Origin of the sequence: Celeribacter litoreus (assembly GCF_020165855.1) — a bacterium.
Taxonomy (GTDB): Bacteria; Pseudomonadota; Alphaproteobacteria; order Rhodobacterales; family Rhodobacteraceae; genus Celeribacter; species Celeribacter litoreus.
Genome location: NZ_JAIUFY010000008.1, coordinates 300,794 through 313,791, shown reverse-complemented (window position 1 = coordinate 313,791; position 12,998 = coordinate 300,794). Strand labels below are relative to the sequence as shown.

Genomic DNA, 12,998 nt, shown 5'->3' with positions numbered 1-12,998 from the left:
ACTAGAGGCCGATCATTTTTCGAACGTCTTCAGGGCTATAACCCTCTTCACGGAACTTGCGGATCGCCTTTGCGTCTGTGCGTTTCGCGAGACGTTTGTCGTTTTCGTCGCGGATGAGATCGTGGTGATGGTAGGCGATTTCGGGCAGGTCGAGGAGCGCTTGCAAGAGCCGATGAATTTGCGTTGCCTCCATGAGATCGACACCGCGCACGGCCTCTGTGATCCCCTGCGCGGCATCGTCCAGCACCACAGAAAGGTGATAGGCGGCGGTTCCGATGTCTTTGCGGGCGAGAACGATGTCGCCGACACCCTCCACGAGTCGAGCCGCATCGAGGCGCTGTGTGCCGGTCTCGAATGGGCCGGTTTCTTCCCATGAGAACTTCGAGACATCGCCGAGGTAGGCGACGGCCTTGGCCATGTTCAGCCGTATCGCCTCTCCCTCGACAAAGGTCGCCATGGACCGCACTCGACAGGTGCCCGGATAGATGACGCCATCCGGTCCCATTGGCGCGCCTTCTTGCGGGGCGGAGAGCGCGTTCATCACATCGCGCCGCGTGCAGGAGCAGGGATAGATCAGGCCAAGCTCATCGAGGCGGGACAGCGCACTCGCGTAGATCGCTTCGCGGGCGGTGACATGCAGGACCGGTTCCGGCCATGACAGCCCGAGCCAGCGCAGGTCCGCATAGATCAGCGCCTCCCATTCGGGACGGCAGCGTGAGATATCGCCGTCCTCAATCCGGAGGAGAAATGTGCCCCCATGTGCCTCCGCTCGGCGCGCGGCCGTGAGCGCGGAGAACGCATGCCCGAGATGCAGCGGCCCCGTGGGGCTAGGTGCAAAACGGGTGGCGTAGCGCATTAGCTTTGCGCCTCAAGCCACTGAGTAAATTCTTCTTTCGCGCGGTCCGTGTATCCTTTGTAGCGCTCTTTGCGCCCCTTGCGGCCACCGCGCATTCCGTCGAGCGGCGGGAACAGACCGAAGTTCACGTTCATAGGTTGGAAGGTCTTTGCCTCTGCGCCGCCGGTGATGTGATGGATCAACGCGCCCATGGCGGTCGTGCCCGGAGGCGGGCCCATCTCGACGCCCAAGAGTTCTGCCGCGGCCAGGCGGCCGGCCAGAAGACCCATCGCGGAGCTTTCCACATAGCCCTCGACGCCCGTCACCTGACCCGCGAACCGGATGTTCGGACGTGATTTGAGGCGCATTTGGTCGTCGAGCAGGGTCGGAGAATTCAGGAAAGTGTTCCGATGAATGCCACCCAGACGCGCGAAAGAGGCGTTCTCAAGGCCCGGGATCATTTTGAAGACCTCGGTCTGGGCGCCGTATTTCATCTTCGTCTGGAACCCAACGATGTTGTAGAGCGTGCCGAGCGCGTTATCGCGGCGGAGCTGCACGACTGCATAGGCCTTTTCCTCGGGCTTGTGCGCGTTCGTCAGGCCGATGGGCTTCATCGGACCGTGGCGCAGAGTCTCGCGCCCGCGTTCGGCCATCACCTCAATCGGGAGGCAGCCATCGAAGTAACCCGCGGTTTCACCCTCGTGGAACTCGGTTTTGTCGGCTGCGAGAAGTGCGTCGATGAAGGCCTCATACTGATCCTTCGTCATTGGGCAGTTGAGATAGGCCTTTTGTTCTTCCTCAGTCTCGCCCTTATCATAACGGGACTGGAGCCACGCGACGTCCATGTCGATGCTCTCCGCATAGACAATTGGCGCGATGGCATCGAAGAAAGCGAGACGGTCCGTGCCGGTCTCTTTCGCAATCGCTTCGCCCAGTTTGGGGGAGGTCAGCGGGCCCGTCGCGAAGATCCACATACCGTCATCCGGCAGGTCGGTGATTTCACCGTATTCGACGGATACATTCGGATGCGACTTCAGTTTCGCGGTGATGTGTTCGGCAAAGGCCTCACGGTCTACCGCAAGCGCGCCGCCAGCCGGCAGTTTATGCTCATCCGCAGAGGCCATGATCAGGCCGTTCGCCGCCCGCATTTCCCAATGCAGCAGCCCGACGGCATTCTGTTCATCGTCGTCCGAGCGGAAGGAGTTCGAGCACACCATTTCCCCGAAATTGCCGGTTTGGTGCGCAAAGGTTTCCACCGCGGGCCGCATTTCGTGCAGCACGACGTTGATGCCAAGATTAGCGGCCTGCCAGGCGGCCTCGGACCCGGCCATGCCGCCGCCCACGATATGAAGTGTTTTGTCAGTCATGTGGGGCATGTAAACCGAACTTCTGTTGCGGAAAAGGGGCATTGAAAAGAAACCTTCACTTCGCGCAACACAGGGACCGCCGGTCGAATCCAAAACGGCCCCACGAAAGTGGGACCGTTCCTGTTTTTGCCTGATATTTGAGAGAGTGCGGGCGCAGCGCTTAGCGTGCGCCACCGCCACCCAAGCGGACACCACCCGCGCTGAGTTCTGTGAACAGATCGTAGTAGGGATCGCTGTTAGAGGAGAAGTCCGCAACCTTGTCGAGAACACGTGCACGATCCGCACCATTTTCCCATTTGAACGCCAGAGTGAAGATTTGGGCTTGACGGTTGTCGCCGTAGCTCTCGGAGTAGTCTGCTTCGAGGCTCAGCGCGTCATTGAACCGGTATTCCCCGCCGAGCGTTGCGACGCCGACATTAAAGAAGTCGTCGTTAAGCGTTGTCATGGAGGTCTGGAGGCGGATCGCATCCGTCAATGCGTAAGATGTGGCGATCGAGGTCAGGCCCGCATCAAATTCGTCGTACCAAGTGGATTCGAGATCAACGTCCCATGTCGGCGCGTCAAAGGTATACCCGACATTGTAGATGGAGGTGCCTTCGATATCGCGATAGGAGCCAAAGACCACCGAGTTTCCGAATTCATAATAACCTGCAACAGTCAGAACTTCGTAATCAAAAGCATCGTAGTCGTGATAGTCGATGGCTGCACCGTAGGTCGCGGTTTTGTATTCCGCGCCGATGCCATAATCGCTGCCGCTATCGCGTCCGTCGTCGCTCGTCCCGAGTGCAGCGTAGATGGTCATATTCGGCATGAATTCGTAACCGGCCGAGAAGGACAGATTGTGGACGTCGGTGCCACCAAAGTCTGACACGTCTGCCGTACCAGTGAACGAGAGTGCGCCCGTGAGGTAGTCAAAAGAGCCTGTGATATTATCGACTGTTGTGCCCTCAATATCCATATGCGTCACTTCGACGGAGCTGTAGGAGAGCCCGTCGGCAAATGCGACGCCTGCGGTTGCGAGAAACGCAATGGAAATGGCGGATGTACGTAGGAACATGTTTTACCCTATGGTCAATATTTTACTGAGTGGTTCGCTCTTAAAAAATTTATGTCAGTTCGATTAGGGGGAAATTTTTACAAGGATGCACACTTGCGGAGCCTCCAGAATCCTCTGAATGCCTGCGTGTCTTTGTTTTTATGATCAATGACTTAAGGTAAACTTTAAATGAAAACCCCCGACACATGTTGAATGTGCCGGGGGTGCCCTTACGTCATCTGAGAGTTCAGATGTGTTCGGTGTCAGGCTTCGTTTTCGTCTTCTTCGCTTTCCGCGATCCAGGCGACCGAGACGACTTCTTCACCCTTGCCAGTGTTGAACACTTTCACACCACCCGCGCCGCGGGAGCGGAAGGAGATGCCATCCACCGGACAGCGGATGGACTGGCCTTTGGAGGTCGCGAGCATGATCTGGTCCTCGGTGCCAACCGGGAAGCAGGCCACAATCGGACCGCCGCGCATGGTTTTCTCCATGGCTGTGACGCCCTGACCACCACGACCGCGCACTGGGTAATCGTGCGAGGAGGACAGTTTGCCGATACCACCTTTGGTGATGGTGACGAGCAACTCTTCGGCGGCTTTCATCGCTTCGAACCGCTCCATGGAGATCGAGCCTTCTGCGACATCTTCGTCATCATCCGTCCCCTCGGCCTCATCCGCGCCGACTTGTTGGCGACGCATTTTGAGGTAGGCTTGGCGCTCATAGCTTTCGGCCTCAAAGTGCTTGATCACCGACATAGAGACGACTTCGTCACCCTCGTTCACGAGCTTGATGCCGCGCACACCGGTCGAGCTGCGCGAGTTGAACACACGCACATCAGGAACCGGGAAACGGATCGCGCGGCCACTTGAAGTTACGAGCATAACATCATCATTTTCATCGCAAATTCTGGCATTGATCAGACGGGTGCCTTCGTCATCGCCTTCGAATTTCATCGCAATTTTGCCGTTCGATTTCACGTTGGTGAAATCCGAGAGACGGTTCCGACGCACAGAGCCTTTCGAGGTCGCGAAGACGATCTGCAGATCGTCCCAGTCTTTTTCGTCACGGTCCACCGGCAGGATCGCCGCAATGGAGACGCCCTGCGGGATCGGCAGGATTTGCAGCAGAGGCTTGCCCTTCGCCGTCCGACCGCCAAGCGGCAGACGCCAGGTCTTGAGTTTGTAGGCCATCCCGTCATCGGTGAAGACGAGAAGCTGCGTGTGGGTGTTCGCGACAAAAAGCGTGGTGATCACGTCTTCGTCTTTCGTCGCCATACCAGACAGCCCCTTGCCGCCGCGTTTTTGGGCGCGGTAATCGGCAAGCGGGGTGCGCTTGGCCCAACCGGAGGAGGTCACGGTCACAACCATGTCCTCTTTCTCGATCAGGTCTTCATCGTCCATATCGCCGGACCAATCGGCAATTTCGGTGCGACGGGGAACGGCGAAGAGATCTTTGACCTCGCTGAGTTCGTTTGAGATGATCTCCATGATCCGTTCGCGCGAGGCGAGGATCGCAAGGTAGTCTTTGATCTTCGCGGCCAATTCGACCAACTCGTCCGTGACTTCCTTCACACCAATCTGGGTGAGGCGCTGGAGACGTAGATCAAGGATCGCGCGGGCCTGAACCTCGGAAAGGTTGTAGGTCCCGTCGTCGTTCATCTTGTGAAGCGGATCGTCGATCAGGCGAATGTAATCTGCAATCTCATGCGCAGGCCAGCGGCGGGTCATGAGCTTGTGACGCGCTTCCGGCGCATCGGCGGAGGAGCGGATCGTCGCGACGACCTCATCCACGTTCGATACAGCCACAGCCAGACCACAGAGGATATGGGCGCGGTCACGAGCTTTGCGCAGTTCGAACGCGGTGCGGCGGGCCACAACTTCTTCACGGAAGGTGATGAAGTGTTCAAGGAACTGGCGCAGGGTCAGTTGCTCCGGACGGCCACCATTGAGCGCGAGCATGTTGCAGCCGAAGGACGTCTGCATCGGAGTGAAACGGAACAGTTGGTTGAGAACGACCTCTGGGGTCGCGTCACGCTTGAGTTCGATCACCACGCGCACACCATTGCGGTCGGATTCATCCTGAACGTGGGCGATGCCTTCAATCCGCTTGTCGCGCACCATCTCCGCGATCTTTTCGATCATGGTGGCTTTGTTCACCTGATACGGGATCTCGTCGATGACGATGGCGTAGCGGTCTTTGCGGATTTCCTCGACGCGGGTCTTGGAGCGGATCACAACGGAGCCGCGCCCTTCGAGGTAGGCTTTGCGCGCACCGGACCGGCCGAGGATCATACCGCCCGTCGGGAAGTCGGGGGCAGGGACAATCTCCATCAGGCGCTCGGACGAAATATCCGGATTCTCGATGAGGGCGAGGGTCGCATCCACAACTTCGCCAAGGTTATGCGGCGGGATGTTCGTGGCCATACCGACCGCGATACCACCTGCCCCGTTTACGAGCATGTTCGGGAAACGCGCCGGAAGAACCGTCGGCTCTTTGTCTTTACCGTCGTAGTTCAGTTCGAAATCGACCGTGTCTTTGTCGATATCGGCAAGCAGGTAGGCCGCCGGTTTGTCCATGCGAACTTCGGTATAACGCATAGCCGCTGCCGCGTCGCCGTCCATGGAGCCGAAGTTGCCTTGACCGTCGAGCAGAGGCAGGGACATGGAGAACGGCTGCGCCATCCGGACGAGGGCGTCATAGATCGCCGAGTCACCGTGCGGGTGATATTTACCCATGGTGTCTCCGACCGCGCGGGCGGACTTGCGATAGGCTTTATCGTGGGTGTTGCCCGCCTCGTTCATCGCAAAAAGAATGCGCCGGTGAACTGGTTTCAGACCGTCCCGCAGATCGGGAATGGCGCGCGACACGATCACGCTCATCGCGTAGTCGAGATAGGCCGTCTTCATCTCCTGCGTAATGGAGATTTTCGGACCATCCCACGCCATTACCTCGCGCGGAGTTTCGTCGCCATTTTCCGGAGTATTTTCAGGGGTTTCGGGTGTATCGCTCACGTTGTCCGCCTGTAGTTATTCTGTGCTGTTTTAGGAAGGCGTGTGAAAGCCGCACGCGATCCCTATCTGGTTGTTCGTTAGTCTATCCCATACCGGATATGGGGTGCAATGGTCCATGACAGTCGTATGTCACCGCATCGGCAGCAGCCACTGCGGGAGAGTGACAATATATTGTTTTAATTGACATATTTCTGAATTCCGGCACCATTTTTATTAGGGAGGAAATCGAGAGGCCGAAAAGGCCCCAAGCAGGAGACCAATACATGCACGAAAAGGACTTGAGTGAGACCGAAATGATGCTTTCGGGTTACGGGCTCACATTGGCGGAATTTACCTACCGAATGCCGGATTATCAGAGCGTCCTGAACACATTTTCATGGCAGCTTTTCGATCTCGCGCCAGACTATCCAAAACTCTTCAAGTTCATCGAATTCTGGCACGAAAACATTGAAGGCCCGCTCCATCATGTTCGTTTCACACACCGGAAACTGATCGCACCCGGCGAATGGCGGAACTGCGTGGGGGAGTTCACACTGCACTAAGTGTAAAGGTGGTCGCCCTCAGAAGCGCTTCAGCAGCTTTTTGAGCGGCGTGCTGGCGTCGCCAGTGCGGGAGGCATCCGACACTTTTTTAAAGCGAGCGCGAAGAGCATCCGCGCGCGCATCAGCCAGACGACCGCCAACACGCGGACGGGCGCGGCGGGCTGTCGGGAATTCGATGACCTTTTTCTCTCTCATAGAGAAAAGATGGGCTCACTTTTCCGGAAACTCAAGCCTTCTTCCAACCGACGAACCAAAGTGCGGCAAAAATCAGGGAAAAGACGCAATTCCACGCAGCCATAGTGATCCCGAGACCCCAAGTGTCCCATACGATTTCATCGCACATGACGATGGCCTCGGCTTCACCGGCAGACGGGAGAAGGCCCGCGCCGCTAAAGCCCGCAAGTGCATCAACGCCGCCTGTACAGGAGCTTGGTCCCGGCCAGAAGCCCTGTTCGACCCCAGCGTGAAACCCACCGAGACCCGCAGAGACCAGCATCACCAAGACACCGAGGAGCGTCAGGCTCCGGATACGGGTCGCGAAGAAGAGCAACCCAATCACAATCGCAATCGCGTGGGGCCAACGCTGCCATATACACATCGGGCAGGGCGCGTAGCCGAGCGATTGAAAGATGAACGCACCTCCGAGAATTGCAGCTGAGCCGAAGGTCGCGGCGAGGGCAGGCTGAAGCGGAGCGAAGTCAGATTTAGATTTCATAGGATCACAGATATTTCACGGCGTAGAAGCCACCAAAGAGAAGCACGAGCAGAACAGTGAAGACAAGTCCCAAGCGCCGCTCGATAAATTCACGGATCGGATCGCCGAATTTCCACAGGAGCGCCGCCACGATGAAGAACCGGAACGCACGGGCGGTGATCGACGAGAGGATGAAGACGGGCAGGGAGAGGCCCGTTGTTCCCGAGAGGATTGTAATGACCTTATACGGGAACGGTGTAATCCCCGCGATCAGCACGGCCCAGGCACCGTATTCGTTATATTTGACCGCGAATTCGTCGAAGTAGGCATCTTTGCCGTAGAACTCGAGGACTGGACGACCGATCGTTTCAAACGCGCCGTAGCCGATCCAATAGCCGAGCATCCCGCCGAGAACGGACGCAACCGTCGCAATCCCTGCGATTTTGAAGGCCTCACGCGGACGCGCGACGATCAGAGGGATCATCAGGATGTCCGGCGGAATGGGGAAAACGGAACTTTCGATGAAGGCGACAATCGCCAAGGCCCAAAGCGCGTGCGGGCTCTCCGCGAGCGACAGTGTCCAGTTGTAAAGTCGGCGCATTTACCGTCCCCTGCTCGTTTTCCTCTTTAGGCAGCATCTGATCAGAAGGGTCAAGCCGAAGGGAACGTCGCGCCGCTCATTTCGCAATTTTGTCATCGTGGCGCTAAGGATGTGATCAGAACGCAACCACGTGTGCGTGAAGGGGCGTAAAAATCTCTGTCCCCGATCACGATCCCTCTGGACGCCGCTCGCGCGCTTCGTTAAACGCCTCTTACTGCGCCGCTTTTGGCGCTCTGCCCGTGTGGTGGAATTGGTAGACACAGGGGATTCAAAATCCCCCGGCTTTGCGGCCTTGCCGGTTCGAGTCCGGCCACGGGTACCATTCCAAATAGATCAGCCCTGCTTTGGCGCGCTCAGATTTTGCGCCAGTCTTCCGGTGTATTCACGTGCATGCAGGCAGCTTTCGAGCCAATGTTTACACGTTTGACGGAATGGTTGGCCAACACAACACCTACACGCTGTTCCCCCGTGAGGGCCTCGAACTCCGGCAGCACTTTTGCTGGCAGGATGACGGGATACCCGAAATCTCCATCCGTACAGGTCGCTCGCACGACACGTTCGCCGTCGAAGGCCTCGAATATTTTTATCACGCTCTCGACATGGGAACGTGTGAGAAAGGGCAAATCGGCCATGAGAATGATCAGACCGTCGTACTCTTCCGCCAATGCCGTTTGCGCCAAAAGTTTGAGGGTTTCCGCGATTCCCTGATCCGGATCAGCCACGCAAATACTTCTGTCGTAGGGGCGCAGGAGCGATTTTCGTGCGGCGTAATAGCGATGATCCTCGGGCGGTAGGGCGACGACAAAATCGGTTCTGGGCACCGCCGCAACGACGCGCGTCATGAGTGTGTCGGGAGAATGAAGCGACGGCGACGTGGTGAGTTTGTCAAAGCCCATCCGTGTCGAATTTCCAGCAGCACAAATCCCTGTCAGTAGTCTCACTGCCACACCCTCTCGTCTCGTGTTCTTATTGGTTTGCCGAGTGAGCCTACGATATGAAAAGGGCTCTGCCGAAAGAAAAATCGGCAAAGCCCCTGAGCAAAAGTGCGATTGATCGCGGCGGATTATTTTTCAGGCAAAAGCCCGCGCGGAGAGAACCGCAATACCACCAGAAGGATGATCCCCATCGTCAGATACCGCATATAGGCCAAGCGATCGAGGAGACCCGACTTGATCGGGGAGCCATCTTCGAGACCAGCGGTGAGCGAATTGACGATAAACCCGCCGATGGGCTCCACCTCGATCCAGAGGAACCAGATGAGCATACCGCCGAGGACAGCGCCCCAGTTGTTGCCCGATCCGCCAACGATCACCATGACCCAAACGAGGAAAGTGTAGCGCAGCGGTTGGTAGGCCGTCGGGGTAAGTTGACCATCCAGAGTGGTCATCATGGCCCCCGCAAAGCCGATGATCGCGGCCCCGAGAACGAAGATTTGCAGGTGGCGACCTGTGACGTCCTTGCCCATGGCTTCGGCTGCGACTTCGTTGTCACGAATGGCGCGCATCATACGGCCCCACGGGCTTTTGAGGGCAAGCTCCATCGCGGTCACGATGATGATGATCACGGCGAGGAAGAACCCCGCGTAGAGCAGTTTCACAAAGATGGTGGAGCTGCTCACCGGATCAAAGCCGAACTTCGCGCAGAGACTGACGAACCACTCCGCGCCTTGCAGGTCGATCTCGTAAGGCACAGGACGGGGCAGGCCGTTGACGTTTTTCACGCCGCGGGACAGCCAGTCTTCGTTTTTAAGAACGGCGATGATGATCTCTGCAATCCCGAGGGTCGCAATAGCGAGATAATCGGAGCGCAGACCCAGTGCCGTTTTCGCCACGAGCCACGCGGCTCCCGCTGCGAGCAGAGCGCCGACTGGCCACGCCAAGATGACTGGGAGACCCAAACCGCCGAGATAGCCGGTGACCGCTGGATCAATGGCTTCGATGGCTGCAACAGCGGGATCAAAGAGGCTCCGGAATGCCCAAAGGCCCACGAGCAGGATCGCGGCGAGGCCAAAGCCACGGATGCGGCCCTTCGGCAGGCGCGGATAGGCCATGATCGCAATGACGATGGTGGCGATACCGACAGCGAGCGAGATGATCATCCGCACGCCACCTGCCGACCACGCGGCAGATACCGGGCTCATGGATGTGAGCACGACTGCCAAACCGCCAAGCGCGACAAAGCCCATGACACCGACATTGAACAGACCGGCATAGCCCCACTGAAGGTTCACGCCGAGCGCCATGATCGCGGAGATGAGCCCCATGTTCAGGATCGACAGCGCGGAGTTCCACGACTGGAAAACGCCAACGGCCAGAATAAGCAGGGCCATGATGAGGAAATAAAGAGGTGCACGTGACTGGGTCATATGGATTGCCCCTTGAACAGGCCGGTCGGCTTAAAGAGCAGCACGATGATCAGGATCGCGAAGGACACGGCGAATTTGTAGTCTGTGGACAGCAGCTGAACCAACCCGTCGGGCGCCCAACTGTCAGGTCCGAGATAGGTCACAACCTTCTTGAACGCATAGGTGAGCGTCACCTCGGAGAAGGCGATGACAAAGCCACCTGCAATGGCGCCCAGCGGATTGCCGATCCCGCCCACAATGGCGGCAGCAAAGACCGGAAGTAGAAGTTGTTGGAAGATAAGCGGCTTATAGCTCTTGTCGAGACCATAGAGGGCTCCGGCAATCGTCGCGAGCGCAGCCACGAGGAGCCAAGTGATCTTGACCACACGCTCCGGATTGATCCCGGAGAGTAGCGCGAGATCTTCGTTGTCCGAATAGGCGCGCATCGATTTGCCGGTGCGTGTTTTGTTCAGGAACCAGAACAGCGCGGCCACCGTGATCATGGCAACCACAACGGTGATCACCTGAGTTGTCCGGATGGCGAGGCCCTCGGAGAGACCCGTCATCGTTTTGAAATCACGCGCGGAGATCAGGAAACGTTCGCCATCCGCGAACCGTCTGTCATCCGTGCCGATGATCATCCGAACAGCTCCGTTCATCACGAACATGACGCCGGTCGACACAATCACGAGCATCACAGGCGCGGCTTTGACGCGGCGATAGAACTTGTAGACCACTTTGTCGGTGGTCAGAAGCAGGATCGCCGTCGCCAAAATCCCGAAGGGCAGGGCGAGCAGTGCAGTCGGGAGCGGCCCGAGGCTAATCCCCCAGCTTTGGAAGAGTGTGGTCACCAGCACAACGACCATCGCCCCGAAGGACATGGTCTCACCATGGGCAAAGTTGGAGAACCGGAGCACGCCATAAATCAGCGTCACACCAAGCGCCCCAAGTGCAAGCTGCGCGCCATAGGCGGTCGCGGGAACCACAACGAAGTTAGCAAACGCCACGAGGGCGTTGAGAAGGTCCATAATTTCAGCCCCCCAAGAATGTGCGACGGACTTCGGGGTCTGCCAAAAGGTTGGCCCCAGTGTCGGTGTAAGCATTGGCGCCCTGCACGAGGACATAGCCTTTGTCCGCGATTTCAAGAGCTTGGCGGGCGTTCTGTTCCACCATGAGGATCGAGATGCCCGTCTTGGCAACTTCAATAATCCGGTCGAACAGCTCATCCATCACGATGGGCGACACACCAGCGGTCGGCTCGTCGAGCATCAAAAGCTTCGGCTGGGTCATGAGCGCACGGCCCACGGCGACCTGTTGGCGCTGACCACCCGAAAGCTCGCCGGCGTTCTGGTTGCGCTTTTCATAGACCGCCGGGAAGAGTTCGTAGACCTGCTGAATTGTGGGCTCGATATCATCGTTACGGATGAACGCACCCATCTCCAAATTCTCGCGCACCGTCATGGTCGGGAAAATGTTGTGGGTCTGGGGGACGAACCCCATGCCCTTGTAAACGCGTTCCTGCGGCGTGAGGCCTGTGATGTCCTCCCCGTCGAGATGCACATGGCCCTCGCGTAGGTTCAGCATCCCGAAGACCGCTTTCATCGCAGTGGATTTGCCCGCGCCGTTCGGGCCGACAATCACAGCGATCTCACCCTTCTGGACGGTGAGCGTGCAGCCGTGAAGAATATCCGCGCCAGAGCCATAGCCCCCGCGCATTTCATTGGCGTGAAGGAAACTCATTCTGCCTCCTCCGTTTTCTTGTTTTTGACGCCGGTGCCGAGGTAGGCCTCGATCACCGCTTCGTTTTGCATGATGTCTTCGGCAGAGCCGGTCGCCATGACCTTGCCCTGTGCCATGACGATCACCGGATCGCAGAGCTGTTTGATGAAATCCATGTCGTGTTCGATCATGCAGAAGGTGTAGCCGCGCTCGACGTTGAGACGCTTGATCGCGTCGCCGATGGTGTAGAGCAGGGTGCGGTTCACGCCTGCGCCGACCTCGTCGAGGAAGACCATTTTTGCATCGACCATCATGGTGCGGCCAAGCTCGAGGAGCTTTTTCTGACCGCCGGAAATCTCACCGGCTTTCAGGTCCGCGATATGGGAAATTGTCAGGAATTCAAGAACTTCGTCCACTTTGGCCCGAAGTGCCCGCTCTTCGTCCGCGATCCGTTTGCGCCCGAACCATGTGTTCCAGAGGGTCTCGCCGGTTTGCCCCGCAGGCACCATCATCAGGTTTTCGCGACAGGTCATGGAGCCGAACTCATGCGCGATCTGGAAGGTGCGCAAAATGCCCTTATGGAACAGTTCATGCGGTTTGAGACCTGTGATCTCTTCCCCGTTGAACAGCACCTGTCCGGACGTCGGAGTGAGTACCCCCGCGATACAGTTGAAAAGCGACGTTTTCCCCGCGCCATTGGGCCCAATGAGCCCTGTGATAGACCCTTGCTCAAGTGTGAGCGAGGCGCCATCCACCGCACGAAACCCGCCGAAATGCATGTGCAAATCACGCACTTCGATCATGTTGAATATCCCGCTGTTGATGATGCGACTTGGCCATCAATCG

General features: G+C 57.8%; 13 protein-coding genes and 1 tRNA gene. 2 read left to right on the top strand and 12 right to left on the bottom strand.

The window, feature by feature from the left end:
* Position 1 precedes the first annotated feature (1 nt).
* The 4 genes from gluQRS to gyrA all read right to left on the bottom strand — a co-directional run bounded on the left by gluQRS (position 2) and on the right by gyrA (position 6,252).
* A complete protein-coding gene (gene gluQRS, locus LA304_RS10045; protein ID WP_224503002.1) occupies positions 2-856 on the bottom strand; it encodes a tRNA glutamyl-Q(34) synthetase GluQRS in 855 nt (284 codons plus the stop codon).
* Positions 856-2,202 (bottom strand): methylenetetrahydrofolate--tRNA-(uracil(54)-C(5))-methyltransferase (FADH(2)-oxidizing) TrmFO, encoded by a 1,347-nt coding sequence (gene trmFO / locus LA304_RS10040; RefSeq protein ID WP_224503001.1) that lies wholly within the window; start codon positions 2,200-2,202, stop codon positions 856-858. Before trmFO ends, gluQRS begins: the two co-directional genes overlap by 1 nt.
* Positions 2,203-2,362: 160 nt before the next feature.
* Positions 2,363-3,259, bottom strand: coding sequence for a hypothetical protein (locus LA304_RS10035; protein ID WP_224503000.1), 897 nt, complete (start codon positions 3,257-3,259; stop codon positions 2,363-2,365).
* Between the two features lie 242 nt (positions 3,260-3,501).
* On the bottom strand, positions 3,502-6,252 hold the full coding sequence (gene gyrA / locus LA304_RS10030; protein ID WP_224502999.1) for a DNA gyrase subunit A: 2,751 nt from the start codon (positions 6,250-6,252) through the stop codon (positions 3,502-3,504).
* 263 nt (positions 6,253-6,515) lie between these two features.
* Between gyrA and LA304_RS10025 the strand changes: the two genes are divergently transcribed.
* Complete coding sequence (locus LA304_RS10025; protein WP_224502998.1) at positions 6,516-6,794, top strand: usg protein; 279 nt, start codon at positions 6,516-6,518, stop codon at positions 6,792-6,794.
* An 18-nt stretch (positions 6,795-6,812) separates the two neighbouring features.
* Here the strand turns inward: LA304_RS10025 and LA304_RS10020 are convergent, their stop codons facing one another.
* The 3 genes from LA304_RS10020 to LA304_RS10010 are packed head-to-tail and all read right to left on the bottom strand — an operon-like array spanning position 6,813 to position 8,089.
* The gene (locus LA304_RS10020; RefSeq protein WP_224502997.1) at positions 6,813-6,989 is read right to left on the bottom strand and encodes a hypothetical protein; all 177 of its coding nucleotides are present in this window, start codon (positions 6,987-6,989) and stop codon (positions 6,813-6,815) included.
* 31 nt (positions 6,990-7,020) lie between these two features.
* Positions 7,021-7,509, bottom strand: a complete 489-nt coding sequence (locus LA304_RS10015) for a disulfide bond formation protein B (protein ID WP_224502996.1) — start codon at positions 7,507-7,509, stop codon at positions 7,021-7,023.
* Positions 7,510-7,513: 4 nt separating this feature from the next.
* On the bottom strand, positions 7,514-8,089 hold the full coding sequence (locus tag LA304_RS10010) for a YqaA family protein (RefSeq protein WP_224502995.1): 576 nt from the start codon (positions 8,087-8,089) through the stop codon (positions 7,514-7,516).
* A gap of 235 nt (positions 8,090-8,324) precedes the next feature.
* On the opposite strand from LA304_RS10010, the gene LA304_RS10005 reads away from it, so the two are divergent.
* A tRNA-Leu gene (locus tag LA304_RS10005) sits at positions 8,325-8,411 on the top strand.
* 31 nt (positions 8,412-8,442) lie between these two features.
* Here the strand turns inward: LA304_RS10005 and LA304_RS10000 are convergent.
* The 5 genes from LA304_RS10000 to LA304_RS09980 form a co-directional block, all read right to left on the bottom strand.
* A complete protein-coding gene (locus LA304_RS10000; protein ID WP_224502994.1) occupies positions 8,443-9,030 on the bottom strand; it encodes a nucleotidyltransferase family protein in 588 nt (195 codons plus the stop codon).
* A gap of 122 nt (positions 9,031-9,152) precedes the next feature.
* Positions 9,153-10,454: a branched-chain amino acid ABC transporter permease gene (locus tag LA304_RS09995; protein ID WP_224502993.1), complete on the bottom strand. Its 1,302-nt coding sequence runs from the start codon at positions 10,452-10,454 to the stop codon at positions 9,153-9,155.
* Entirely contained in the window at positions 10,451-11,461 is a 1,011-nt protein-coding gene (locus LA304_RS09990; RefSeq protein ID WP_224502992.1) for a branched-chain amino acid ABC transporter permease, read from the bottom strand. The genes LA304_RS09995 and LA304_RS09990 overlap by 4 nt, the downstream gene beginning before the upstream one ends.
* Before the next feature lie 4 nt (positions 11,462-11,465).
* Positions 11,466-12,173 (bottom strand): ABC transporter ATP-binding protein, encoded by a 708-nt coding sequence (locus LA304_RS09985; protein WP_224502991.1) that lies wholly within the window; start codon positions 12,171-12,173, stop codon positions 11,466-11,468.
* Positions 12,170-12,955: an ABC transporter ATP-binding protein gene (locus LA304_RS09980; RefSeq protein ID WP_224502990.1), complete on the bottom strand. Its 786-nt coding sequence runs from the start codon at positions 12,953-12,955 to the stop codon at positions 12,170-12,172. Before LA304_RS09980 ends, LA304_RS09985 begins: the two co-directional genes overlap by 4 nt.
* Positions 12,956-12,998 lie beyond the last annotated feature (43 nt).

Excerpts from the sequence above, each read along its gene's own strand:
- gluQRS (WP_224503002.1), bottom strand. The coding sequence starts at position 856 with ATGCGCTACGCCACCCGTTTTGCACCTAGCCCCACGGGGCCGCTGCAT.
- trmFO (WP_224503001.1), bottom strand. The coding sequence starts at position 2,202 with ATGACTGACAAAACACTTCATATCGTGGGCGGCGGCATGGCCGGGTCC.
- LA304_RS10035 (WP_224503000.1), bottom strand. The coding sequence starts at position 3,259 with ATGTTCCTACGTACATCCGCCATTTCCATTGCGTTTCTCGCAACCGCA.
- LA304_RS10025 (WP_224502998.1), top strand. The coding sequence starts at position 6,516 with ATGCACGAAAAGGACTTGAGTGAGACCGAAATGATGCTTTCGGGTTAC.
- LA304_RS10020 (WP_224502997.1), bottom strand. The coding sequence starts at position 6,989 with ATGAGAGAGAAAAAGGTCATCGAATTCCCGACAGCCCGCCGCGCCCGT.
- LA304_RS10015 (WP_224502996.1), bottom strand. The coding sequence starts at position 7,509 with ATGAAATCTAAATCTGACTTCGCTCCGCTTCAGCCTGCCCTCGCCGCG.
- LA304_RS10010 (WP_224502995.1), bottom strand. The coding sequence starts at position 8,089 with ATGCGCCGACTTTACAACTGGACACTGTCGCTCGCGGAGAGCCCGCAC.
- LA304_RS09995 (WP_224502993.1), bottom strand. The coding sequence starts at position 10,454 with ATGACCCAGTCACGTGCACCTCTTTATTTCCTCATCATGGCCCTGCTT.
- LA304_RS09990 (WP_224502992.1), bottom strand. The coding sequence starts at position 11,461 with ATGGACCTTCTCAACGCCCTCGTGGCGTTTGCTAACTTCGTTGTGGTT.
- LA304_RS09985 (WP_224502991.1), bottom strand. The coding sequence starts at position 12,173 with ATGAGTTTCCTTCACGCCAATGAAATGCGCGGGGGCTATGGCTCTGGC.
- LA304_RS09980 (WP_224502990.1), bottom strand. The coding sequence starts at position 12,955 with ATGATCGAAGTGCGTGATTTGCACATGCATTTCGGCGGGTTTCGTGCG.